At 70.8% G+C, this 22,865-nt stretch carries 17 protein-coding genes and 2 pseudogenes; 7 read left to right on the plus strand and 12 right to left on the minus strand.

Annotation, left to right across the window (positions count from 1 at the left end; all coding sequences use genetic code 11):
- Window positions 1-8: 8 nt before the first annotated feature.
- Both AB0N07_RS14695 and AB0N07_RS14700 read right to left on the minus strand, forming a co-directional pair.
- Window positions 9-2,747: a protein kinase gene (locus tag AB0N07_RS14695; protein WP_365834843.1), complete on the minus strand. Its 2,739-nt coding sequence runs from the start codon at window positions 2,745-2,747 to the stop codon at window positions 9-11.
- 164 nt (window positions 2,748-2,911) lie between these two features.
- Window positions 2,912-5,179 carry a serine/threonine-protein kinase gene (locus tag AB0N07_RS14700; RefSeq protein ID WP_365834845.1) on the minus strand — a complete coding sequence of 756 codons (2,268 nt, stop codon included), beginning with the start codon at window positions 5,177-5,179 and terminating at the stop codon, window positions 2,912-2,914.
- 272 nt (window positions 5,180-5,451) lie between these two features.
- Here AB0N07_RS14700 and AB0N07_RS14705 point away from each other — a divergent pair.
- Window positions 5,452-5,783, plus strand: a pseudogene (locus tag AB0N07_RS14705) (serine hydrolase); the annotation flags it as partial.
- 78 nt (window positions 5,784-5,861) lie between these two features.
- Here AB0N07_RS14705 and AB0N07_RS14710 read toward each other — a convergent pair.
- Window positions 5,862-7,568 (minus strand): glycerol-3-phosphate dehydrogenase/oxidase, encoded by a 1,707-nt coding sequence (locus AB0N07_RS14710; protein WP_365834847.1) that lies wholly within the window; start codon window positions 7,566-7,568, stop codon window positions 5,862-5,864.
- A gap of 271 nt (window positions 7,569-7,839) precedes the next feature.
- Here AB0N07_RS14710 and AB0N07_RS14715 point away from each other — a divergent pair, with 271 nt between their 5' ends.
- Complete coding sequence (locus AB0N07_RS14715) at window positions 7,840-9,048, plus strand: nucleotide sugar dehydrogenase (RefSeq protein WP_365834849.1); 1,209 nt, start codon at window positions 7,840-7,842, stop codon at window positions 9,046-9,048.
- Window positions 9,049-9,251: 203 nt separating this feature from the next.
- Window positions 9,252-9,656 carry a hypothetical protein gene (locus AB0N07_RS14720; protein WP_365834851.1) on the plus strand — a complete coding sequence of 135 codons (405 nt, stop codon included), beginning with the start codon at window positions 9,252-9,254 and terminating at the stop codon, window positions 9,654-9,656.
- Between the two features lie 683 nt (window positions 9,657-10,339).
- On the opposite strand, the gene AB0N07_RS14725 is transcribed toward AB0N07_RS14720, so the two are convergent.
- The 4 genes from AB0N07_RS14725 to AB0N07_RS14740 all read right to left on the minus strand — a co-directional run bounded on the left by AB0N07_RS14725 (window position 10,340) and on the right by AB0N07_RS14740 (window position 14,896).
- Window positions 10,340-11,464: a GuaB3 family IMP dehydrogenase-related protein gene (locus AB0N07_RS14725; RefSeq protein WP_351462435.1), complete on the minus strand. Its 1,125-nt coding sequence runs from the start codon at window positions 11,462-11,464 to the stop codon at window positions 10,340-10,342.
- A gap of 118 nt (window positions 11,465-11,582) precedes the next feature.
- Window positions 11,583-13,085: an IMP dehydrogenase gene (gene guaB, locus AB0N07_RS14730; protein ID WP_115906401.1), complete on the minus strand. Its 1,503-nt coding sequence runs from the start codon at window positions 13,083-13,085 to the stop codon at window positions 11,583-11,585.
- A gap of 154 nt (window positions 13,086-13,239) precedes the next feature.
- A complete protein-coding gene (locus tag AB0N07_RS14735) occupies window positions 13,240-13,827 on the minus strand; it encodes a sigma-70 family RNA polymerase sigma factor (RefSeq protein ID WP_030930346.1) in 588 nt (195 codons plus the stop codon).
- 457 nt (window positions 13,828-14,284) lie between these two features.
- A complete protein-coding gene (locus AB0N07_RS14740) occupies window positions 14,285-14,896 on the minus strand; it encodes a response regulator transcription factor (RefSeq protein WP_003948568.1) in 612 nt (203 codons plus the stop codon).
- 381 nt (window positions 14,897-15,277) lie between these two features.
- Here AB0N07_RS14740 and AB0N07_RS14745 point away from each other — a divergent pair, with 381 nt between their 5' ends.
- Window positions 15,278-15,604: a WhiB family transcriptional regulator gene (locus AB0N07_RS14745; protein ID WP_115906403.1), complete on the plus strand. Its 327-nt coding sequence runs from the start codon at window positions 15,278-15,280 to the stop codon at window positions 15,602-15,604.
- An 80-nt stretch (window positions 15,605-15,684) separates the two neighbouring features.
- Here the strand turns inward: AB0N07_RS14745 and AB0N07_RS14750 are convergent, their stop codons facing one another.
- Window positions 15,685-16,584: a LysR family transcriptional regulator gene (locus tag AB0N07_RS14750; RefSeq protein ID WP_365834855.1), complete on the minus strand. Its 900-nt coding sequence runs from the start codon at window positions 16,582-16,584 to the stop codon at window positions 15,685-15,687.
- An 80-nt stretch (window positions 16,585-16,664) separates the two neighbouring features.
- Between AB0N07_RS14750 and AB0N07_RS14755 the strand changes: the two genes are divergently transcribed.
- The 3 genes from AB0N07_RS14755 to AB0N07_RS14765 all read left to right on the plus strand — a co-directional run bounded on the left by AB0N07_RS14755 (window position 16,665) and on the right by AB0N07_RS14765 (window position 18,996).
- A complete protein-coding gene (locus AB0N07_RS14755) occupies window positions 16,665-17,333 on the plus strand; it encodes an MOSC domain-containing protein (RefSeq protein ID WP_365834857.1) in 669 nt (222 codons plus the stop codon).
- Between the two features lie 96 nt (window positions 17,334-17,429).
- Window positions 17,430-18,203: an SDR family oxidoreductase gene (locus tag AB0N07_RS14760; protein ID WP_365834859.1), complete on the plus strand. Its 774-nt coding sequence runs from the start codon at window positions 17,430-17,432 to the stop codon at window positions 18,201-18,203.
- An 85-nt stretch (window positions 18,204-18,288) separates the two neighbouring features.
- Window positions 18,289-18,996, plus strand: coding sequence for an ester cyclase (locus AB0N07_RS14765; protein ID WP_365834861.1), 708 nt, complete (start codon window positions 18,289-18,291; stop codon window positions 18,994-18,996).
- A 63-nt stretch (window positions 18,997-19,059) separates the two neighbouring features.
- On the opposite strand, the gene groL is transcribed toward AB0N07_RS14765, so the two are convergent.
- The 4 genes and pseudogenes from groL to AB0N07_RS14785 form a co-directional block, all read right to left on the minus strand.
- Window positions 19,060-20,685, minus strand: a complete 1,626-nt coding sequence (gene groL / locus AB0N07_RS14770) for a chaperonin GroEL (RefSeq protein WP_365834863.1) — start codon at window positions 20,683-20,685, stop codon at window positions 19,060-19,062.
- 157 nt (window positions 20,686-20,842) lie between these two features.
- Window positions 20,843-21,151 (minus strand): co-chaperone GroES, encoded by a 309-nt coding sequence (gene groES, locus AB0N07_RS14775; RefSeq protein ID WP_003998759.1) that lies wholly within the window; start codon window positions 21,149-21,151, stop codon window positions 20,843-20,845.
- Between the two features lie 333 nt (window positions 21,152-21,484).
- Window positions 21,485-21,879, minus strand: a pseudogene (locus tag AB0N07_RS14780) (polysaccharide deacetylase); the annotation flags it as partial.
- Window positions 21,876-22,808, minus strand: a complete 933-nt coding sequence (locus tag AB0N07_RS14785) for a polysaccharide deacetylase family protein (RefSeq protein ID WP_365834865.1) — start codon at window positions 22,806-22,808, stop codon at window positions 21,876-21,878. The pseudogene AB0N07_RS14780 and the gene AB0N07_RS14785, both read right to left, overlap by 4 nt.
- Window positions 22,809-22,865 lie beyond the last annotated feature (57 nt).

Consider the following 22,865-nt stretch of genomic DNA (forward strand, 5'->3'; position numbering starts at 1 on the left):
AGGTGAGGTCAGCCGGTCACCTGATAGGTGGCCGACGCCTGCTCGTACAGCTTCGTCACCTCGTCCCGCTGCGACTCGGGACCGCGCACCTGCACGATGTGGTACCGCCCGTCGATGAGCATCGCGAGGTTGCGCACATACAGGTCGTTGCCGCTGTCGTCGGTCCAGGTGAACTGCCCCTCGGCCATGGTGCGCGTGCCCACCGTGACGGTGCGCAGCCCGGTCGCGGTGGCCCAGCTGGAGCTGCGGTACGGCTGCAACTCGTGCTCCGTGTCCCGCTGGTACGCCATAGGGTCGCTGCCGTAGGTGACCGCGCCGTCGCGTCCCTTCACGACGATGAGCTCGAAGGCGCCGTGCGAGTACACCACCTGGTTCCAGTCGTTCTTTCCGGCCCGGGACCAGCCCTTGGCCACGGCGATCCGGAAACCCTCCGGGTCGTTGCGCAGCGTGAAACCGTCGGCGACGGCCGGCCCGTTGGTCTGGCTCTCGGTCGCACTCGCCGAATTCGAGGGGCTGTCCTCGGACTTGGGCGAGGTCTGGTCGGGGCGCGGCTGGCTGTTCGCACCCTTGTCCGACTGTTCGGGCGCGGGGCTGACCTCCCCCGCACTGCCGGTACGGTCGCTGCCCGCCGCGTCCTTCTGCCCGGCCTTCGGCATGAAGAGCACGGCGTACGCGACCGCCGCGGCCAGCAGGAGCAGTATCAGCACCAGCAGGGTGCGGCCGAGGCTGCGCGGCGAACCCGCCTGCTCCTTGGCCCGCTTGTGCCGTCCGTGCGCGCTGGTCGCGGGCAGTCCGGCGCGCCGCCTGCGCACCAGTTCGCCCCGCCGCCGTACGATCGGCAGCCGGTTCGGGTCGGCAGGAGGCGCAGCGATGACATGCGTACCGGCGTCGGGTTCGGGCGCGGACCGCACGAGGGACCGCAGCCAGCCCGCGAGCTCCTCGAAGTCCAGCCGCTCGGTGGGGTCCTGACGCAGCAGCGACTCCACGACCGGCCGCAGCGGCCCGCACTCCTCCGCGAAGGCGGGCGGCTCGGCGCACACCATCTGCACCAGCTCGGCCGTCGACTCCTCCGGATACGGCGCATGCCCCTGTACGGCCCTGAAGAGCAGCGCTCCGAGCGCCCACAGGTCGGTCGCGGGCCCGATGGGCGCCGCCAGCTGCCAGTTCTCGTGCACGGGTCCGGCCTGCTCCGGCGCCCACCGCTCCGTCACGGGCCCCACCACGGCCATCCGCGCCTGCCGGGCCCGCTCGGCGGCGAGCGGGGTGGCGGGGCCGCGCGGGGCGGGGGTGCCGGCCACGAGGTCGTCCCAGTGGCCGGCGGGCGCGGCACCGGGCGGGAGCGGCGCGGGAGTGCGGGAGCCGGGTGCCGGAACACCCGTCGGGGGAGCCTTGTCGAGGCGGGGGGCCGGAACGCCGGAGGCCGAGGGAGCACCGGTGCCCGGCGCCGAGGTGCCGCCGCTGCGGTAGGGGCTGCCGCCGGCGTAGGAGCCGCGGTCGCCCGGCGGGAGTGCCGTACGACCGCCCTGGCCCGCGAGACCGGCCGCTCCACCGCCCTCGGCGGCCGGTGCCCCGCCGACTCCGCTCCGGGGCGCGGCCCCGTGCCAGGCGCTCACGCCGTATGGGTCGGCTATCCGACCCGGCGGGTTCGTGGAGCGCGACGAGGTCTCGGCCCCGTCGCCCGAAGTGTAAGGCTGCGCCGTGCCGTTGGCCTGTGAGGCGGGGCCGCCCTCGGGCGCGGAACGGGCACCGGGCAGCGCCGCCCGCCCGCTCTCCTGTGCCTCCTGGACCCTGGCCGCGGCCCGGGCACCCGCCCGGTACGCGGCGATCGCCCCGGCCCGCGCGGCCCGGATGTCCCCGCCGGTCTCCAGGGCCTTGGGCGCGAGCGCACCCGGCGCCCCCGCCCCGTTCGCCGTGTCCGCCCCGGCGCTCGGCAGTCCCCCGGCCGTACGCGCCCGGATGGCCGCACGCCGAGCGGCCTCGGGGTCGCCGCCCCCGGGACCGCCCTGAGCACCCTGGTATCCGGTGGGGCCCGGGGCACCCTGTGCCCCCTGGACACCCGGCAGGCCCGGTCCGCCCGGCGAACCGCCCGCAGGTCCGAACCCGCCGTCCCCGTCACCCTCCGGAGCCGGCACCGGGTCGTACCCGCACAGCGCCTCCTCCGCCGCCCCGACCGCGAGCCCGGTGAGCATCACCCGGCCGTCGTCGCAGACCAGCACCGTACGGGCGGTGATGTTCCGGTGCACCCAGCCATGGGCGTGCAGCACCCGCAGCGCCATGAGGACGTCGGAGGCCACCTCGGCCGCCCGATACGGCGTGAGCGGCTTCTCGGCGAGCAGCGCCGCGAGCGGCCGCGCCGACACCAACTCGCTGACGATCCACAGCGAACCGCCCTCGGCGAACACATCGAAGACCTGGTCGAGTCGCGGATGGTCGGGGATCTGCGCCGCGGCCTGCGCGGCCTCCACCGCGCGCCGTACCGCCGGGTCGGTGGGCCGCCGCACCCCGGTGCGCGCCGCGGACCGGCCGCTCCCCCGCTGCCGCGGGTCACGCGCCGTGAAACCGTCCGGCAGCCCCTCCGCGTCGAGCACCTCCGCCTCGACGACTTCGGGCAACGGTACCTGCCTGACCAGGACTTCCTGGCCGCTGTAGGTGTCGAAGGCGCGGGTGTCTGTGAGTTCGTACTCGTCGGCGGGTGGCAGCGGCAGGCGGTAGCGGTCGGCGAGAACCCGTCCCGCATAGTCGTCCACGTTGCCTCCCCCGGCCGCCCGGTTGGTCAATTCCGTTCGTCTCGCGCCCCGTTCCGAACCCATACCTGGATGCGTACGGTCCGCAAACACTCACGATACGTGCCGGAGGCAACCTGCAATGAGGGGATGCCAGATCTCACGGCTCAAACACGGGCTCGGTGACATCACGACTTGGGTTCGAACGTCTTCGCGAGGGTGTCCCAGGTGGCCTTGCGCAGGTCACTGTCCCAGTTCGCGGCTTTCGCCGTGTACATCAGCGCATATCCGAGATGGTCGTTGACGACGAACCCGCGGTCGATCGTCCGGTACTCCGTCCCGCCCTCCACATAGGTGAACTCCCAGTCGGCCGTGTTCCAGCCGCGGTAGTCCACCTGCTCTATCCGGATCTTCTGGTACTGCGAGCGCGTCATGTAGCGCTCCTGGTTCTTCCAGTCGGCCACCGGGTCGCCCTTGGGCGTGGACGTCCAGGCGACGAGCAGCTTCTGCCCGTCGGGCCCGGTGAACCGGTCCCCGGCAGAACTCGCCGACTGGTACTTCCACCCCTTGGGCAGTCCTATCGAGTACCCCTGGCTCCCCGTGTACTTCGTCTGCACCGCGCCGTCGTCCCCGGACGATCCGCCGGCTCCCGCGCTGCTGCCGCCGGACGCGGTCGGGCTGTTGCTGGCAGTGCTGCCGTCCGTCGACGCCGACCCGGACTGCGAGTCGGCTCCGCCCGCACGGGTGCCGCCGCTCGCGTCCTCCTTGGTGCGGGCACCGGCGGAGGCACTGGCCGCGGCCTTCCCGCCGCTGTTCCTGCCGCCGTTCGAGCTCTTGCCGTCCCCGCCGAGCACGATGGCCAGCACGGTCCCGACCACGGCGAGCACGACCACCACCGCGATGATCACCAGCGTCCGCTTCGGCACCACGTCGGTGAGCGGCGCCCGCGGCACGGGCCGCGGCGGCAGGTCCGGCGGCGGCACGACCGGCCAACCCGAACTGCGCCCACCGGCCTGCGCATTCCCCCCTTGCGCCGCGCTCTCCCGGCCCCCGGAAGCCACACCGGCCGAAGCGGCCGAGGCACCCGCGGAACCCGATGCCGCCGATGAACCGGAACCGGCAGAGGTACCGGAAGGCGCCTTGGCTCCCGAAGCAGCCGACGAAGCCGAGGGCTGCGCCGACGCGGACGACGCCGAGGACGGCGACGCGGCCGGCCGTGGAACCGAAGGCACCGCAGGCATCGGAGTCGTCGCAGCGGGAGGGGCCGGAGGAGCAGAAGGTGCCGGCGGAGCCGAAGAACCGGCCGCACCCGACGCCCCGGCGGACTTGGTGCCGCCGGACTCCGAACCAGCCGTACTGCTCCCCGACTTGCCGCGGGTCGCAGCCGCCGAACCGGCCGCCGCTCCCGCCGCCACGGCGGCCTTTCGCACGGAACGCAGCGCCCCGCGCAGCTTCTCCGCCGCCTCCTCGCCCCGCTTGCCTCCGGAGCCGCCCGAACTCCCCTTGCCCTTGGGCGCATCGGGCTGCACCGGCAACGGCACGACCCGCGTCGCGTCCATCGGCGGCTCCGGCTCGGCCTCCTTCGGCTCGGGCGCGTGGATCACACGGTTGAGCATCGCCCGCGCACCCGCGTCGTCGAGCCGCTTGGCGGGATCCTTGGTCAGCAGCCCGTAGATGACGTCCCTCAGCGGCCCCGCGTTCTTCGGCTCCTCCAACGGCTCGGTCATCACGGCGGTGAGGGTGGCGATCGCGGAACCCTTGTCGTACGGCGGCACGCCCTCGACGGCCGCGTACAGCAGTCCGCCGAGCGACCACAGGTCGGCCGCGGGGCCCGGCTTGTGCCCGCGGGCCCGCTCCGGGGAGATGTAGGAGGGCGCGCCGACGAGCATGCCGGTCGAGGTGATGGACGGATCGCCCTCGACCTGGGCGATACCGAAGTCGGTGAGCACGACCCGGTCGGTGTCGGACTCCAGAAGCACGTTGGACGGCTTCACGTCACGGTGCAGGATGCCCTCGCGGTGCGCCGAGCGCAGCACGTCGAGGATCGCAAGACCGACCTCGGCCGCGCGCCTGGGCTCGAGCAGGCCGTCCTCCCGGATGACCTCGGCGAGCGACTTGCCCTCGACGAGTTCCATCACGATCCACGGCCGGTCGTCCTCCTCGACCACGTCGAAGACCGTCACCGCGCTGTTGTTGCGGATCCGCGCGATCGCCTTGGCCTCGCGCAGCGTCCGTGTGATCAGCCGCCGTTTCTCGTCCTCGTCGATGTTCGACGGGAACCGCAGCTCCTTGACGGCGACCGTCCGGCCCAGGGTCTCGTCCTCGGCCCGCCACACCGTGCCCATGCCGCCGCGGCCGAGCACCCTCCCCAGCCGGTACCGCCCGGCGAGAAGACGCTCGCTGTTGTCCTGACGAGTGTCCTGACGAGATGTCCCCGCCCGCTCCGCCTCCGACATGCGTCCCCTCATGCAACCCGCCCTGACAGAGCCTCCATTGTCCCTCACCCGACAAGTGCCCGACGCCCAGGGTGCCCCTGGTGCCGTACGAGGAGCCGGTGCACCCGGGACCCCGCCGGGCCGAGCGTCGCGCCGCCCTGGATGATGGGCCGCGACAAGGGCGGACCTCGCGATGCCGCCGCTCAGGACCCCACTGGCCGCGCCCGCGTCGCCGGTGCTCCTCACCCTGTCGCCGGCACCCTCCTCGGCCCCCGCGGCACCGGCCACGGACAGCCGCGGGCGAGCTGGCGATCACACTCGCCGACCTGGGCCGCTTCTACGCGGCCCTGCTGGGCGGCGAACTGCTGCCCTCGCGCCGGGTGCGCGAGATGCGTGACACCCGCACCGCACACGGCCTGTACGGCATGGGCTGCTTCCCGGGAAGCTGTCGTGCGGCATCACGGTGTGGGGACACAACGGACGCATCTCCGGCAGCTACGTGCGCACCGCAGCCACCGCCGACGGCCGGCATGTCCTCACCTTCCGCGTGAACACGACGGCGATCGCAGATCCCGGCCTCGCACCGGCCCTGTTCGCCGCCGAGTTCTGCCCTCGCACTCCGTAGAACGGCCGGGTTCCGAACGAAGATCCCGGATCGCGCCACTCGTTCGAGTGGTGTCCCGGTGCCCGGATGCCCGGCGTCCTACAGCGGCACGATGTCCGGCGCCCCCAAACGCGCGGCATCCGCCGTCAGGTCGTCCGGCTGCCGCTGCGACTCCCGCTCGGCCTCCACCCGCTTCTCGTAGTGCTCGATCTCCCGCTCGATCTGGTCCTTGTCCCAGCCGAGCACCGGCGCCATGAGCTCGGCCGCCTCCCGTGCGCTGCGCGTCCCCCGGTCGAAGGTCTCGATGGAGATGCGGGTGCGGCGGGTCAGCACGTCGTCCAGGTGCCGGGCACCCTCGTGCGAGGCGGCGTACACGACCTCGGCGCGCAGATAGTCGTCGGCGGCCTGCAGCGGCTCCCCGAGCGAGGCGTCCGCGGTGACGAGGTCGAGGACCTCCTCCGCCATCGATCCGTACCGGTTCAACAGATGCTCCACGCGCACCACATGAAGACCCGTCCGCGCCGCGATCCGCGCCCGCGCGTTCCACAGCGCCCGGTAGCCCTCGGCCCCCAGCAGCGGCACCTCCTCCGTCACGCACTCGGCGACCCGGAGGTCGAGGCCGTGGACCGCCTCGTCCACCGCGTCCTTGGCCATCACCCGGTACGTCGTGTACTTGCCGCCCGCCACCACGACGAGCCCGGGCGCGGGATGCGCCACGGTGTGCTCGCGCGACAGCTTGCTGGTGGCCTCCGACTCGCCGGCCAGCAGCGGCCGCAGCCCCGCATACACGCCCTGCACGTCGTCCCGGGTCAGCGGCACCGCGAGCACCGAGTTCACATGCTCCAGCAGGTAGTCGATGTCCGCGCTGGACGCGGCCGGATGCGCCTTGTCGAGGTCCCAGTCGGTGTCCGTGGTGCCGACGATCCAGTGCCGGCCCCAGGGGATGACGAACAGCACGGACTTCTCGGTGCGCAGGATCAGCCCGGACGAGGAACTGATGCGGTCCTTCGGTACGACCAGGTGGATGCCCTTGGACGCCCGGACGTGGAACTGGCCGCGCTCGCCGACCATGCCCTGGGTGTCGTCGGTCCACACACCGGTCGCGTTGACGATCTGCTTGGCGCGGATCTCGTACTCGCCGCCCGCCTCGACGTCCTGCACACGCGCGCCGACGACGCGTTCGCCCTCCCTCAGGAAGCCCGTCACGCGCGCGCGGTTGGCGACCTTCGTGCCGTACGCCGCCGCCGTGCGCACCAAGGTGGCCACATAACGCGCGTCGTCCATCTGGGCGTCGTAGTACTGCAGGGCGCCGACCAGCGCGTCCTTCTTCAAGGCGGGTGCCACGCGCAGGGCATGGCGGCGGGTCAGATGACGGTGCGTGGGCAGGCCGCGGCCGTGTCCGCGGGCCATCGACATCGCGTCGTAGAGCGCGACGCCCGAACCGGCGTACAGGCGCTCCCAGCCCTTGTGCTGCAGCGGGTAGAGGAACGGCACCGGCTTCACCAGATGCGGGGCCAGCCGCTCCAGCAGCAGGCCGCGCTCCTTCAGCGCCTCGCGTACGAGCGCGAAGTCGAGCATCTCCAGATAGCGCAGTCCGCCGTGGATCAGCTTGCTGGACCTGCTGGATGTGCCCGAAGCCCAGTCACGCGCCTCGACCAGACCGGTGGACAGTCCGCGTGTCACGGCGTCCAGGGCGGTGCCCGCACCGACCACGCCGCCGCCCACCACCAGTACGTCCAGCTCGCGCTCGGCCATTCCCGCCAGTGACTCGGCTCGCTGCGCCGGCCCCAGTGTCGCTGTCCTCACCGCTGCCTCCCGCTATCGGTAGCGTCGGCCGCACCCGTCGGGCGAAGCCCGGTTCCTATCCCCCATGCCCAAATTCTGACCGGCTTGCCCGGCTTCAGCCACCAGTCGCCCCCAGCCTGTGGACAACATTCCCGAGACCTGCGGAAAACACGGACAACCAATCCCGCAAATCGGTCATATTTACTCCTAGTGTGACATTGCACTTCGCCTGTCCTGTCCACAGGACTTGCGCACCTGCCCCGCTTCGGTTACTGGGAGGACGGCCCACCCCATGCCCGCAGATCTCGCCGTCATCGGACTCGGCCCGTTCGGCCTGCCCCTGGCCCAGGCAGCCGTCGCGGCCGGCATCCCCACACTCGGCTATCGGACCGGGCCCGAGCAGGGCTCCCTCAGCCCCGCCGAACTGCGCCGGATGCTCTCGGGGGGCTTCCGGCACGCCACCAGCCCGGCCGAGCTCGGCCGGGTACGCACCGCGGTCATCTGCGCGCCGACCCCGCGCGGCGCCGACGGCAAGCTCGACCTCGGCCAGGTGGAGGCGGCCGCCCGCGTCCTGGCCGCGCGACTGCGCCCGCACACCACGGTCATCCTGGAGTCGCCCGTCCCGCCGGGCACCACCGAGGAGTTCCTGCGCACCCTCCTTGAGGAGGGCTCCGGACTGCAGGCAGGCCGCGACTTCCACCTCGCCTACTCCCCCAGCCGGGTCGACCCCGGCAACCGCGACTTCACCCCGGCCAACATCCCCAAGGTGATCGGCGGCCTCACCCCCGCCTGCACCGAGTCCGCCGCCGCGTTCTACGGCCGCCTCACCGACAAGGTGGTACGCGCGCGTGGACTGCGCGAGGCGGAGACCGTACAGCTGCTCGAGACCAACTTCCGGCACGTCAACATCGCGCTCGTCAACGAGATGGCGGTCCTCTGCAACCACCTCGGAGTCGACGTCTGGGACGTCATCCGCTGCGCGGAGACCAAGCCGTTCGGCTTCGAGGCCTTCCGCCCCGGCCCCGGCGTCGGCGGCCACGCCGTCCCCCAGGACCTGACCGGCTTCCCCGGCCGCACCCTGCGCATGGTCGAACTGGCCCAGCAGGTCAACAGCCAGATGCCCCGTTACGTCGTCCAGCGCGCCGCGGCCCTCCTCAACGAGCACGGCAAGTCGGCGCGCGGCGCACGCCTGCTGCTCCTCGGCGTCACCTACAAGCCGGACCTCGCCGACCAACAGGGCACCACCGCCCCGGAGATCGCCGTCCGCCTCATGGAACTGGGCGCCTCCATCAGCTACCACGACCCGCACGTACCGTCCTGGAGCGTGCAGGACCGCCCAGTCCCGCGCGCGGACGCCCTCTACGAGGCCGCGGCCGAGGCCGATCTGACGATCCTGCTGCAGCAGCACCGGACGTACGACCTCCAAGGCCTGTCGGTGAAGGCACAGTTGCTTCTGGACACGCGCGGAGCGGTTCCGACGGGGGCCGCCCACCGGCTCTGACCGCATATTTCGCCGGCCGCACTGTCACCCTCGGCTGCTACTCTCCCTTTACTCGTCGCACATACATGCGCACAGTTTTTTCGCTGCACCATCCGCTTGCTCCATCCCATGGGCGGATTTCTGTCATGAGCCAGTCAACTCCAACGCCGCCGCAGCCTCCGGCGCCGGGCGTTCCGTACGCGCCCGTTCCGGTGCCTGCTCCCGTGAAGAACAACATCGGGCTCGGTCTGGGGGCCGCGTTCGCTGCCGCCGTGGTCGTCGCCGGTGTCTACGGCGTGATCATCGGCCTGACCAAGCACGAGATCGGGTGGGCGGCGGTCGGCGTCGGCTTCCTGATCGGCCTTGCCGCGGGTCGGCTCGGCGGCCGCAACCCGGTCCTGCCGGTCGCGAGCGCGGTCCTGTCGCTGGCCGCCGTCTACGTCGGCCATCTGGTGGGCGAGGCCATGCCCATCGCGGACCAGGTGAAGGTCGGCTTCAACGAGGTCTTCTTCCAGCACCTCGGCGTGGTCCAGGAGGCCTGGAAGGCGGACGCCGACCCGCTGACGTTCGTGTTCTTCGCGATCGCCGCGTATGTGGCCTTCACGGGGGCCAAGAAGGCGGCGGTCTGACGCTGCCGGTGCGGGGTGGGGCGGCGCGTCGGTTGTGAAGGGGGGCGCGCGAGTGCAACAGGCTCCGGGGCTGGTGGCATGCCGGGCGCGGCGCGGGTACCTTACGGAGACAGGTGGGGTCGGCCGTAGGTGGCACTGCGGCAGGCTCACGGATGGATCACGGAGAGTCCGCCCCTACGTTGTCTGGGGGCGGCCGCTCACCATCACACCCACTAGGTGGAGCCCACCGCAGCGGGAACTGCGGCAGGCTCCTGGATGGTTCACGGAGTGTCCGCCCCTACGCTGCTTGGGGGCGGCCGCTCACCATCCGAAAATCCGCAAGATCCACCTCCTCCGGCACTTCACCATCCGAAGACGGATCCGGTCCCAGCGAGTGGGCTTGCGGTGACGTCCCATGGGCGCCCCCTTCCACGACGCCGCCCATTTGCCCGGTAGACGGTCCGTTGGAAATCGGGCCGGGCCCCGAGGAGCGGGGTCCGGAACCAAATCCTTGGAAGGGGGCGCTCCAGCAACCTGGGGCGCCGACACGGACGTTATCGCCCTCGGAACCGCTGACCAGCCCGTTTCCTTCCCGAACGCAACCGCACGCCCCCGCATCACCCCACGCGCCCCGCGCAAGCCCCGGGCACACGAAGGGGGCCGGTCACCTCACCAGGTGACCGGCCCCCTTCACGCCGTACGCCCTACCGCTTGTGCTGCGAGTCCGCCACCGTGACCTCGACCCGCTGGAACTCCTTCAGCTCGCTGTAGCCGGTCGTGGCCATCGCCCGCCGCAGTGCGCCGAAGAGGTTCATGGAGCCGTCAGGGGTGTGCGACGGGCCGGTCAGCACCTCCTCGATGGTGCCGACCGTGCCGAGGTCGACCTTCTTGCCGCGCGGGAGCTCCTCGTTGACGGCCTCCATGCCCCAGTGGTTGCCCTTGCCGGGCGCGTCCGTCGCGCGGGCGAGCGGGGAGCCCATCATCACGGCGTCCGCGCCGCAGGCGATCGCCTTCGGCAGGTCGCCGGACCAGCCCACACCGCCGTCGGCGATCACGTGCACGTACCGGCCGCCGGACTCGTCCATGTAGTCACGGCGGGCCGCCGCCACGTCCGCGACCGCGGTCGCCATCGGGACCTGGATGCCCAGCACGTTGCGCGTGGTGTGCGCGGCGCCGCCGCCGAAGCCGACGAGCACGCCCGCCGCGCCCGTACGCATCAGGTGCAGGGCCGCCGTGTACGTGGCGCAGCCGCCGACGATCACCGGGACGTCGAGCTCGTAGATGAACTGCTTCAGGTTCAGCGGCTCGTGCGAGCCGGAGACGTGCTCCGCGGAGACCGTCGTACCGCGGATGACGAAGATGTCCACGCCCGCGTCCACGACGGCCTTGGAGAACTGGGCCGTGCGCTGCGGGGAGAGCGCGGCCGCGGTGACCACGCCGGAGTCGCGCACCTCCTTCAGGCGCGCGCCGATCAGCTCCTCCTTGATGGGAGCGGCGTAGATCTCCTGGAGCCGGCGCGTGGCCCGGTCCGCGTCGAGGCCGACGATCTCGTCGAGCAGCGGCTGCGGGTCCTCGTACCTCGTCCACAGGCCCTCGAGGTTCAGCACGCCGAGGCCGCCGAGTTCGCCGATGCGGATCGCGGTGGCCGGGGAGACCACGGAGTCCATGGGGGCGGCCAGGAACGGCAGCTCGAAGCGGTAGGCGTCGATCTGCCAGGCGATCGAGACCTCCTTCGGGTCCCGCGTACGGCGGCTGGGGACGACGGCGATGTCGTCGAAGGCGTACGCCCGGCGGCCGCGCTTGCCGCGCCCGATCTCGATCTCAGTCACGTCTGTGGCCTTTCCCTGATGCGTTGCAGCGTCTTCCAGTATCGCCGACAGGTACGACAAGGGCGGCCCCGGTGCTTCCGGGACCGCCCTTGAAGGAGCCTGCTGACTGCTCGGACGACTACTTGCGGCTGTAGTTCGGCGCCTCGACCGTCATCTGGATGTCGTGCGGGTGGCTCTCCTTGAGGCCCGCGGAGGTGATCCGCACGAAGCGGCCCTTGGACTCCATCTCCTCGATGGTGGCCGCGCCCACATAGCCCATGGTCTGGCGCAGACCGCCGACGAGCTGGTGCAGAACGCTGGACAGCGGGCCGCGGTAGGGCACCTGGCCCTCGATGCCCTCGGGCACGAGCTTGTCGTCGGAGGAGACCTCGCCCTGGAAGTAGCGGTCCTTCGAGTACGACTTCGCCTGGCCGCGGGACTGCATGGCGCCGAGCGAGCCCATGCCGCGGTACGACTTGAACTGCTTGCCGTTGATGAACTGCAGCTCGCCGGGCGACTCCTCGCAGCCCGCGAGCAGCGAGCCGAGCATGACCGTGTCGGCGCCGGCCGCGAGGGCCTTGCCGATGTCGCCGGAGTACTGCAGGCCGCCGTCGCCGATCAGCGGGATGCCCGCCGGGCGGGCCGCGAGGGAGGCCTCGTAGATGGCGGTGACCTGCGGGACGCCGATGCCGGCGACCACTCGGGTCGTACAGATGGAGCCGGGGCCCACGCCCACCTTGATGCCGTCGACACCGGCGTCGATGAGGGCCTGCGCGCCGTCGCGGGTGGCGACGTTGCCGCCGATCACGTCGACGGAGACGCTCGACTTGATCTTCGACATCCAGCTCAGCGCGTTGCTGTTGTGGCCGTGCGAGGTGTCCACGACCAGGAAGTCCACACCGGCCTCGGCGAGCGCCTGGGCGCGCTCCAGGGCCTCGGGGCTGGCGCCCACGGCGGCACCGACGAGCAGCCGGCCCTCGGCGTCCTTGGCGGCGTTCGGGTACTTCTCGGCCTTGACGAAGTCCTTGACCGTGATGAGGCCCTTGAGGACACCGGCCTCGTCGACCAGGGGAAGCTTCTCGATCTTGTGGCGGCGCAGCAGCTCCATGGCGTCCACACCGGAGATGCCGACCTTGCCGGTGACCAGCGGCATCGGCGTCATGACCTCGCGCACCTGGCGGCTGCGGTCGGACTCGAAGGCCATGTCACGGTTGGTGACGATGCCGAGCAGCTTGCCGGCCGGGTCGGTGACGGGGACACCGCTGATGCGGAACTTGGCGCACAGGGCGTCCGCGTCGGCGAGCGTCGCCTCCGGGTGCACCGTGATCGGGTCGGTGACCATGCCCGACTCGGACCGCTTGACCAGGTCGACCTGATTGACCTGGTCCTCCACGGACAGGTTGCGGTGCAGCACGCCGACACCGCCGAGGCGGGCCATCGCGATCGCCATGCGGGACTCGGTCACCTTGTCCATCGCCGCGGAGAGCAGCGGGATGTTGACCCGGACGTTGCGGGAGATGCGGGACGAGGTGTCGACCGCGTTGGGGAGCACCTCGGATGCGCCCGGCAGCAGCAGCACGTCGTCGTAGGTCAGCCCGAGTGTCGCGAATTTACCGGGCACTCCGTCGACGTTTGCAGTCATGACACCTTCCCCAAATGGCCTTGATCGGTGCGGATGTCCATGCTAACGGGAAGCACGGCTCTCGAATTCCACGGTTCCGCAGGACCCTGGGCTTCGTATGTTCGTACGGAATCGTCGGGAGCCCTGTTCAAGGAAGGCGCTTACGGCAGTGGGATCACTGCTCTGCGAGCGCCCTGAGCCGGCTCAGTGCCCGGTGCTGTGCGACCCGCACCGCTCCGGGTGACATTCCCAACATCTGTCCCGTCTCCTCGGCCGTGAGACCCACCGCGATCCGCAGCAGGAGCAGCTCGCGCTGGTTCTCCGGCAGGTTGGCCAGCAGTTTCTTGGCCCATTCGGCGTCGCTGCTGAGCAGCGCCCGCTCCTCCGGGCCGAGCGAGTCGTCCGGCCGCTCGGGCATCTCGTCGGACGGGACCGCCGTCGACCCCGGGTGCCGCATCGCCGCCCGCTGCAGGTCCGCGACCTTGTGTGCGGCGATGGCGAAGACGAACGCCTCGAAGGGGCGGCCGGTGTCCTTGTAGCGCGGCAGCGCGAGCAGGACGGCGACGCAGACCTCCTGCGCGAGGTCCTCCACGAAGTGCCGGGCATCACCCGGCAGACGGGACAGGCGCGTGCGGCAGTAGCGCAGCGCCAGGGGGTGGACATGGGCCAGCAGGTCGTGTGTGGCCTGCTCGTCCCCGTCCACGGCGCGATGGACGAGTGCACCGATCGCCCCTGCGGCACTCGCCGCCTCGTCGTCGCGCATCGGTCCATGGTGCCTTGCGGCCGCGCGGGCCGTGGCACCGTGTCCGATGTTGTGCACCGAAGCGTTATGAGCAGGTGCGCCGGAACTCATCCCTTGCGCCCTCCCCTTCCGCTCGACCGACTCGTCCCCGAGAGACTCCACACCTCAAGGATGCGGCATCCGCGCCGAAACGAGCATCGGGTACCCGGCGGGGCCTTTTGACAAGCGGCTCCGAGGGCGTGCGGGTGACTTTCCCCGCGGCCCACGGCAGCGGCCGCGGCGTCGAGGCCGGTGCGTGCTTACGGCATGCCGGACGAAGGCCCTCGCAGCACAGCTGCCAGGGCCTTTGACCAGTGCACCGAAGCGCGCGCGACCGGCGGTGTGGGGACGTGCCCGAACTCCCTCGGGGTCGCCCGGTCCCACCCACCTTGCGATGGGCGGGGGTTCTCGAACCCCCGCTGCAACACACCCGACCGGCCTAGCGGACCAGGCCCCAGCGGAAGCCGAGCGCCACGGCGTGCGCCCGGTCCGAGGCGCCGAGCTTCTTGAAGAGCCGCCGGGCGTGCGTCTTCACGGTGTCCTCGGAGAGGAACAGCTCGCGGCCGATCTCCGCGTTGGAGCGGCCGTGGCTCATGCCCTCCAGGACCTGGATCTCACGCGCGGTGAGCGTGGGCGCGGCGCCCATCTCGGCGGAGCGCAGCCGGCGCGGGGCCAGCCGCCAGGTCGGGTCGGCGAGCGCCTGTGTGACGGTCGCGCGCAACTCCGCGCGCGAGGCGTCCTTGTGCAGATAGCCGCGGGCGCCCGCGGCGACCGCGAGGGCCACGCCGTCCAGGTCCTCGGCGACGGTGAGCATGATGATGCGCGCTCCGGGGTCGGCGGACAGCAGCCGGCGGACGGTCTCGACGCCGCCCAGTCCGGGCATGCGTACGTCCATCAGAATCAGGTCCGAACGGTCGGCGCCCCAGCGGCGGAGGACTTCCTCGCCGTTGGCCGCGGTCGTCACGCGCTCGACGCCGGGCACGGTCGCGACCGCGCGGCGGAGCGCCTCTCGGGCAAGCGGGGAGTCGTCGCAGACGAGGACGGATGTCATGGCCGCCCTCCGCAGCTGATGCACGTCACCTTGAGCCTCCAGGCTGGTACGAAATCGTCACCTGTGCGGTCGACCGTCTCGGACGCCTGCCCGAGCACTTGTTGCTTCAACCGCCTCCGCACTCTCAACGATGGTCACTCGAAAGAGTTACGGGGCCGTGTGCCATCTTCGGCACTCTACGTGAGGGCACGGACACGGTGCAGACATGCAGGGCGGACTCTCAACGTTTCATCACAACCCATGCCCCATTTAGCCCTTTTTCTTCCCATCTACTGGTGTCTGAGGCTAGATTCGCAATGAGTCATATTTTCATTTCCTTAGATCGTAGATATACGGTCATGGGCACCGTATCCGCTCAGAACGGCTACAAGGGGTCACGTAATGGCAGATTTCTCCCGCCTTCCCGGACCGAACGCGGACCTGTGGGACTGGCAGCTCCTGGCCGCCTGCCGCGGGGTGGACAGCTCACTCTTCTTTCATCCGGAGGGTGAGCGCGGTGCGGCCCGGAGCGCTCGCGAGAACTCGGCCAAGGAGGTCTGCATGAGGTGCCCGGTGCGCGCGCAGTGCGCGGCGCACGCGCTGGCGGTGAGAGAGCCGTACGGCGTGTGGGGCGGCCTGACCGAGGACGAGCGCGAAGAGCTGATGGGGCGGGCACGGAACCGGCTGGTGGCGGCGGCGACCGCCGGGGACGGCGTCTCGAACAACTGAAGGAACGTTTCTGCGTTCCCGGGTCCCTGAGCTCCCGGACCCCGAGCTCCCATGAGAAGGGCACGCGCGCGTGCCCTTCTTCACTGCCGGGCGGCTGCGCGCGCCAGTTGCTCCAGGGTCGCCGCGACCGCGGGCACCTGGGCCAGGTCGGGCAGCGTCAGCGCCACGATCTCCCGCCGCACCGCCGGCTCCAGCGTCAGCACGCGCGCGTGCCGCGGCCGTACCGACTCGATGGCGAGCTGCGGCAGGACTGCGACGCCGAGGCCGGCGCCGACCAGGCCGACGACGGCCGGATAGTCGTCGGTGGCGAAGTCGATGCGCGGGGTGAACCCGGCGCTCTCGCACACCTCGACCAACTGTCCGCGGCAGCGCGGGCATCCGGCGATCCACGGCTCGTGCGCGAGGTCCCCGATGGCCACGGCCGAGGCCTGCGCGAGCCGGTGCCGCTCGGGCACGAGCCCGACGAGCCGGTCGCTCAGCAGCGGCCGTACGACCAGGTCGTCCCACTCCTCCGCGCCCGCCGCGCGCTCGTAGCGGAAGGCCAGCGCCACGTCGCAGTCGCCCTCGCGCAGCAACTCGACGGAGGCGGGCGGTTCGGCCTCCTCCAAGGAGACCCGGGTGCCGGGGTGCGCGGCGCGCAGGGCCGCGAGGGCGGTGGGCACGAGCGTCGAGCTGCCGCTCGGGAACGAGACGAGCCGTACGCGTCCGGCGCGCAGCCCCGCGATGGCGGCGACCTCCTCCTCCGCCGCCGTGAGCCCGGCCAGGATCCCCGAGGCATGCCGCACCAGTGCCTCACCGGCCTGGGTCAGCCGCATCTCGCGCCCGCCGCGGACGAGCAGCGGCGTGCCGACCGACGCCTCCAGGGCCTTCATCTGCTGGCTGACGGCGGGCTGCGTACAGCCCAGTTCGCGCCCGGCGGCCGAGAAGGAGCCGGTGGTGGCGACGGCGCGCAGAACGCGCAGATGACGGGCTTCGATCACGGTTCGAGGATAAGCGATCCTTTGACCAGGCGCCCCTTAATGCGTCGACGCTTTGATCCGGCTTCACCTACTGTTCGGGCATGAAACTACTGTCTGTGAACCTCGGCCGCCCGAAGGCCGTGCCGTACACCGGCCAGCCGGACGGGGTGACCGGCATCGACAAGCGGCCGGTCGACGGACCGGTGCGGGTGGCGGCGCCCGGGCCCAAGGGGGTCGGCGCGAGCGGGCTGGCCGGGGACGCGGTGTGCGAACTGCGCCACCACGGGGGCGACGACCAGGCGGTGTACGCGGTCGCGCGCGAGGACCTCGACGACTGGGAGCGCGAGCTGGGGCGACTGCTGCCGAGCGGCTCGTTCGGCGAGAACCTCACCACCGAGGGCCTCGACATATCGGGCGCACTGATCGGCGAGCGCTGGCGGATCGGAGCGGAGGTCGTCCTGGAGGTCACCTCCGGCCGGATCCCCTGCCTCACCTTCCAGGGCCATCTGGGCGAGAAGGGGTGGGTGAAGCGGTTCACGCAGAAGGGTGCTCCGGGCGCGTACCTGCGGGTGATCGAGCCCGGCGAGATCCGCTCCGGCGATCCGGTCGAGATCGTGCACCGGCCGGACCACGACGTGACGGTGGCGCTGCAGTTCCGGGCGGTCACGACGGAGCGGAAACTGCTGCCGCGGCTGCTGGCGGCGGGTACGGCGCTGCATCCGGACGGCCGCGAGGCGGCGCGTCTGTACCTGGAGAAGCACGGATCCTGACGCACCGTCAGATATACGGTCTTCCCAGGTGCTTCACCACCGTCGGGCCCTGTGCAGAGATCGGATTCCCACAGTCCGGGTCACTACCCTTGGGCCATGACAACGGCTCTGATTACGGGATCGACCGCGGGCATCGGCGCCGCGTTCGCACGGCGGCTGTCGGCCGACGGGCACAATCTGGTGCTTGTCGCCCGCGACACCAAGCGGTTGCAGGAACAGGCGACCGAACTGCACGACCGGCACGGCATCGAGGCGGAGGTGCTCACCGCCGACCTCGCCACGGACGAGGGCATCGAGGCCGTGGCCGCGCGCCTCGCCGACCGCAAGAACCCCGTCGACCTGCTGATCAACAACGCGGGCTTCGGCAACAAGGGCCGCTTCCTCGACGTGGCGATGGCCGACGAGCTGACGATGCTCAAGGTGCACTGCGAGGCGGTGCTGCGCCTCACTGCGGCGGCGACGGAGGCGATGCGCGAGCGCGGCCGCGGCGGGGTCGTCAACGTCGCGTCCGTGGCCGCCTTCGTACCGCGCGGCACGTACGGCGCCTCCAAGGCGTGGGTCGTGCAGTTCACGCAGGGGGCGGCGAAGGACCTGGCGGGCAGCGGGGTGCGGTTGATGGCGCTGTGCCCGGGGTTCGTGCGGACCGAGTTCCACCAGCGGGCCGGGATGGGCACGGACAACATCCCCGGATGGATGTGGCTCGATGCCGACAAGCTGGTGGCGGCGGCGCTGTCGGACCTGGCGCGGGGGAAGTCGCTGTCCGTTCCGGACGCCCGTTACAAGGCGCTGATGGGGATCGTGAAGGTGACGCCCCGGGGTCTGCTGGGTGGGATCACCTCGCGGACCGGTCGGAAGTACGGGCCGCAGTAGCCTCCCGGCGCTCGGGGGGCGCCGTGGAGCCCCGGTGGGAGAATGGTGCTGTTTCGACCGGACTCCGGGGACCGGAGGCAAGATCATGACCTTCGTTCAGATCATCGACTGCAAGACGAGCCGGTTCGACGACATCAACCGGCTGATGGACACATGGGTCGAACAGACCAGGGGGAAGCGGACGGCGACGCACGCGCTGGTCGGCAAGGACCACTCCGACGCGTCCCACCTCATCGAGATCGTGGAGTTCCCCTCGTACGAGGAGGCGGTGCGGAACTCCAACCTGCCCGAGACCGACAAGATCTTCCGGGAGATGGTGGCTCTCTGCGACGAGATGCCGACCTTCACCGACCTGGACGTCGTGCGCGACGAGCAGTTGTACGCGGCGAACGTGCGGCGGTTCTTCGAGACCATCGCCACCAAGGGTGAGCTGCCGCCGCTCGACGGTCTCATCGCCGAGAACTACCACGACCACGATCCCGCCAACGAGCAGGACACCATGGGCATGGACGCCATGCGGCGTGAGATCGGCATGTGGCGCAGCGGTTTCGACTTCACCTTCGACGTCGAGGACCAGATCTCCCGGGGTGACCGGGTGAGCACCCGGTGGACCTGGCACGGCACCCAGACCGGTGAGTTCATGGGGCTCCCGTCCGCCGGGAAGAACGTCGTCATGACCGGCACGACCCTCTTCCGGTGCAATGAGGAAGGGAAGATCGTCGAGGGCTGGTGGCAGTACGACCGGCTCGGGCTGATGGCGCAACTCGGCGCGCTGGAGGGGCTGGAGCAGTAGCAGGACGGCGAAAGGCCCGGCACCCCCAAGGGCGCCGGGCCTTCGTACCGCTACTGAGCGAGGTCAGTGGGCGTGGCCGTGGCCGTGGCCCGCGGCGGCCGGCTCTTCCTCTTCCTTCTTCTCGACGACCAGGGTCTCGGTCGTCAGCAGGAGGGAGGCGATGGAGGCGGCGTTCTCCAGGGCGGAGCGGGTGACCTTGACCGGGTCGATGACGCCGGCCTTGACCAGGTCGCCGTACTCGCCGGTGGCGGCGTTGAAGCCCTGGCCCTTCTCGAGCTCGGCCACCTTGGAGGTGATGACGTAGCCCTCCAGGCCCGCGTTCTCGGCGATCCAGCGCAGCGGCTCGACGACCGCGCGGCGGACGACGGCGACACCGGTGGCCTCGTCGCCGGTCTTGCCGAGGGAGCCCTCGAGCACCTTGGCGGCGTGCACCAGCGCGGAGCCACCACCGGAGACGATGCCCTCCTCGACCGCGGCGCGGGTCGCGGAGATGGCGTCCTCCAGACGGTGCTTCTTCTCCTTCAGCTCCACCTCGGTGGCGGCGCCGACCTTGATCACGCACACGCCGCCGGCCAGCTTCGCGAGGCGCTCCTGGAGCTTCTCGCGGTCCCAGTCGGAGTCCGTGTTCTCGATCTCGGCCTTGATCTGGGCGACGCGGCCGACGACGTCCTCGGAGTTGCCGGCACCGTCGACGAGGGTGGTGTCGTCCTTGGTGACCGTGACGCGGCGGGCGGAGCCGAGCACGTCCAGGCCGACCTGGTCGAGCTTGAGGCCGACCTCCTCGGAGATGACGGTGGCGCCGGTGAGGACCGCCATGTCCTGCAGCATCGCCTTGCGGCGGTCGCCGAAGCCCGGGGCCTTCACCGCGACGGCGTTGAAGGTGCCGCGGATCTTGTTGACGACCAGGGTGGACAGGGCCTCGCCCTCGACGTCCTCGGCGATGATCAGCAGCGGCTTGGAGGAGTTGGTCTGGATGACCTTCTCCAGCAGCGGCAGCAGGTCGGCAATGGAGGAGATCTTGCCCTGGTTGATGAGGATGTAGGGGTCCTCCAGGACGGCCTCCATGCGCTCCTGGTCCGTGACGAAGTACGGCGACAGGTAGCCCTTGTCGAAGGCCATGCCCTCGGTGAAGTCCAGCTCCAGACCGAAGGTGTTGGACTCCTCGACGGTGATGACACCGTCCTTGCCGACCTTGTCCATCGCCTCGGCGATGAGCTCGCCGACCTGCTGGTCCTGCGCGGAGAGCGCGGCCACGGCGGCGATGTCGGACTTCTCGTCGATCGGGCGGGCGGTGGCGAGGAGGTCCTCGGAGACGGCCGCCACAGCCGCGTCGATGCCCTTCTTCAGCAGCGCCGGGGAGGCACCGGCGGCGACGTTCTTCAGGCCCTCGCGCACCAGCGCCTGGGCGAGCACGGTGGCGGTGGTGGTGCCGTCACCCGCGATGTCGTTGGTCTTGGTCGCCACCTCCTTCACCAGCTGGGCGCCGAGGTTCTCGTACGGGTCCTCGACCTCGACCTCACGGGCGATGGTGACGCCGTCGTTGGTGATGGTGGGCGCGCCGAACTTCTTGTCGATGACGACGTTGCGGCCCTTGGGGCCGATCGTCACCTTGACCGTGTCGGCCAGCTTGTTGACGCCGCGCTCGAGGGCGCGACGGGCGTCCTCGTCGAACTTCAGGATCTTCGCCATGGGAGCGGTTCAGCCCTCTCGGAAAACGTGGGTGAAACGAACTGCGCCCCGGACGCCCGGCTTCATAAGGTCGCGGGAACCCGGGGCGCAGCTCACAAGCAATGTGCTTCGGTAAGGAAGCGGGTGCAGGATTTCTGGGGGTGACCCCCAGACCCCCTTACTTCTCGATGATCGCGAGCACGTCGCGAGCCGAGAGGACGAGGTACTCCTCGCCGTTGTACTTCACCTCGGTGCCGCCGTACTTGCTGTACAGCACGATGTCGCCGGTCTTGACGTCGAGCGGCAGGCGCTCGCCGTTCTCGAAGCGGCCCGGGCCCACGGCCAGGACGACGCCCTCCTGGGGCTTCTCCTTGGCAGTGTCCGGGATGACCAGGCCAGAGGCGGTGGTCTGCTCGGCGTCGAGCGGCTGGACCACGATGCGGTCCTCGAGCGGCTTGATGGCAACCTTGGAGCTGGTGGTCGTCACGATCCGACCTCCCCCTTCGGAGATCTCACGGGGTTAACTGTCTGAGGTGGCGACCAGGTGGATCCGTCGTCGCGGGTGCCGGACCTGCCCGTCGCGTAGTTGGCACTCTCCAGTGGGGAGTGCCAGAGCCGAGACTATGACCGTGATTAGCACTCGGTCAAGCGGAGTGCCAATGCCCGCGGCGCGTCGGCGGGGTTTCGGTCGACCGGGGGCTCGGTGAGCGTCCCGGGGGCTGCCGCCCCCGCGCCCCCGCTATCGGCCTGAACGGCCTCGTCCTCAAACTCCCCCACTCTCGGCTTCGCTCGAGCGGGGGGACCCCCACGACGGGCTGAAACGACCGGCCGCCGTAAGCGGGCCGCTCAGGGCAGGGTGGTCGGGGGTGTGGTCCTGGATGCTCGCGCCGATCGAGCGGAGCCTGGCGAAGTGGCCGTACCCCGGCCCGGCCACACCGTCCGTGAGGAACATGCCGACCGGCAGCCGCAGTTCACGGACCGGGCCGACGAAGCGGGGGTCCTTCTCGGCGTCGCCCGGCGCGGCTTCGGGGCGGGCGGCAGCGGGGCCGTGAGGCCCCAGCGGCAGTACGGCCGCCGGGGTGTTCCGGTGGGCCCGTGCGGCCGGACGCGCTGGGCCGCTTTCTCGCCCAGCCGTTCGATGGGGCCGACGGACTGGGCGCAGCCGGTGAGGAGCACGCACGCCAGGACGGCGGCCGCCAGGCCCCGAAGGCTCACAGGTAGTCCTCCAGGCGGGCGACCGCATAGCCCTCTGCGGTGACCCTGTTCAGGAAGCGGCGCATGTCGTCGACCATCGTGCCGTTCCACTCGTCACGGCCGCGGAAGTGGGTGAGGACGATGTCGCCGGGGTGCAGGTCCATGTCGTCCTCGCGGTACTCCCAGTGGTCGACGAAGACCTCCTCGTCCCAGATGGGCGCGTACCTGATGCCACAGGACTTGGCGGCCACCAGGGTGTCCTGGTTGTAGTTGCCGAAGGGCGGCCGGAAGACGGTCGGGGCCTTGCCGAACTGCCTCTTCATGATCTTCTGCATCCCGCAGATCTCGTGCTTCTGCTCCCGGTACGACAGGCCCGGGAGGTAGGGGTGGGTGAGCGTGTGGTTGTTGAGGGTCACCCCCTCGGACTGCATCCGGCGGAAGTAGGCGTAGTCGTCCTTCACCGCGAAGTCGCTGAGGAAGGCGGAGTACGGGATCTTCAGGTCGCTCATCATCCGCAGGAACGCCGGGTCCTTCTCGGCACCGTCGTCGATGGTCAGGAAGACGACCTTCTGCTTGGTCGGGATGGTCGTGAAGACGGGCGGCAGGTTCAGCTCCTCCTGGTCGTCCACCTCGAAGCCCTTGCGTGCCCTGATCTTCGGCTTCCCCGCGGGCGGTGGCGGAGCCGTCAGCGGGACCCCTGCCAGGTCCCAGTGGCGCGCAGCGGCGGCGCGGGCGAGGTACGCGGAGCGCAGCTTCGTGGCGTACGAGTCGAGGGCGCGGGCCGGGGGCGCGTGCAGGGGCGGCTCCTGGCCGGGGGCCGGGTGCACCGGCGGGCCGCCGAACTGGGCGCAGCCCGAGGCGATGGCCGCGACGGCGAGCACGGCGATTCCACCGCGGACCCACGTCACCCCATAAGCGCGATTTTTATCGTTTTGTACTACTGCTCGCATGGTGCCGGATCATCGCAGGCCACCGTCCGGATCCCGGCCCGCCACGCGGCCGGAGGC

The sequence above is a fragment of the Streptomyces sp. NPDC051172 genome (assembly GCF_040682555.1).
Taxonomy (GTDB): domain Bacteria; phylum Actinomycetota; class Actinomycetes; order Streptomycetales; family Streptomycetaceae; genus Streptomyces.

Coding starts and splice junctions, on each gene's coding strand:
- AB0N07_RS14765 (WP_365834861.1), top strand. CDS start 18,289: ATGACCTTCGTTCAGATCATCGACTGCAAGACGAGCCGGTTCGACGAC.
- AB0N07_RS14700 (WP_365834845.1), bottom strand. CDS start 5,179: ATGTCGGAGGCGGAGCGGGCGGGGACATCTCGTCAGGACACTCGTCAG.
- AB0N07_RS14745 (WP_115906403.1), top strand. CDS start 15,278: ATGGCAGATTTCTCCCGCCTTCCCGGACCGAACGCGGACCTGTGGGAC.
- AB0N07_RS14735 (WP_030930346.1), bottom strand. CDS start 13,827: ATGCGCGACGACGAGGCGGCGAGTGCCGCAGGGGCGATCGGTGCACTC.
- AB0N07_RS14760 (WP_365834859.1), top strand. CDS start 17,430: ATGACAACGGCTCTGATTACGGGATCGACCGCGGGCATCGGCGCCGCG.
- guaB (WP_115906401.1), bottom strand. CDS start 13,085: ATGACTGCAAACGTCGACGGAGTGCCCGGTAAATTCGCGACACTCGGG.
- AB0N07_RS14715 (WP_365834849.1), top strand. CDS start 7,840: ATGCCCGCAGATCTCGCCGTCATCGGACTCGGCCCGTTCGGCCTGCCC.
- AB0N07_RS14740 (WP_003948568.1), bottom strand. CDS start 14,896: ATGACATCCGTCCTCGTCTGCGACGACTCCCCGCTTGCCCGAGAGGCG.
- groL (WP_365834863.1), bottom strand. CDS start 20,685: ATGGCGAAGATCCTGAAGTTCGACGAGGACGCCCGTCGCGCCCTCGAG.
- AB0N07_RS14755 (WP_365834857.1), top strand. CDS start 16,665: ATGAAACTACTGTCTGTGAACCTCGGCCGCCCGAAGGCCGTGCCGTAC.
- AB0N07_RS14785 (WP_365834865.1), bottom strand. CDS start 22,808: ATGCGAGCAGTAGTACAAAACGATAAAAATCGCGCTTATGGGGTGACG.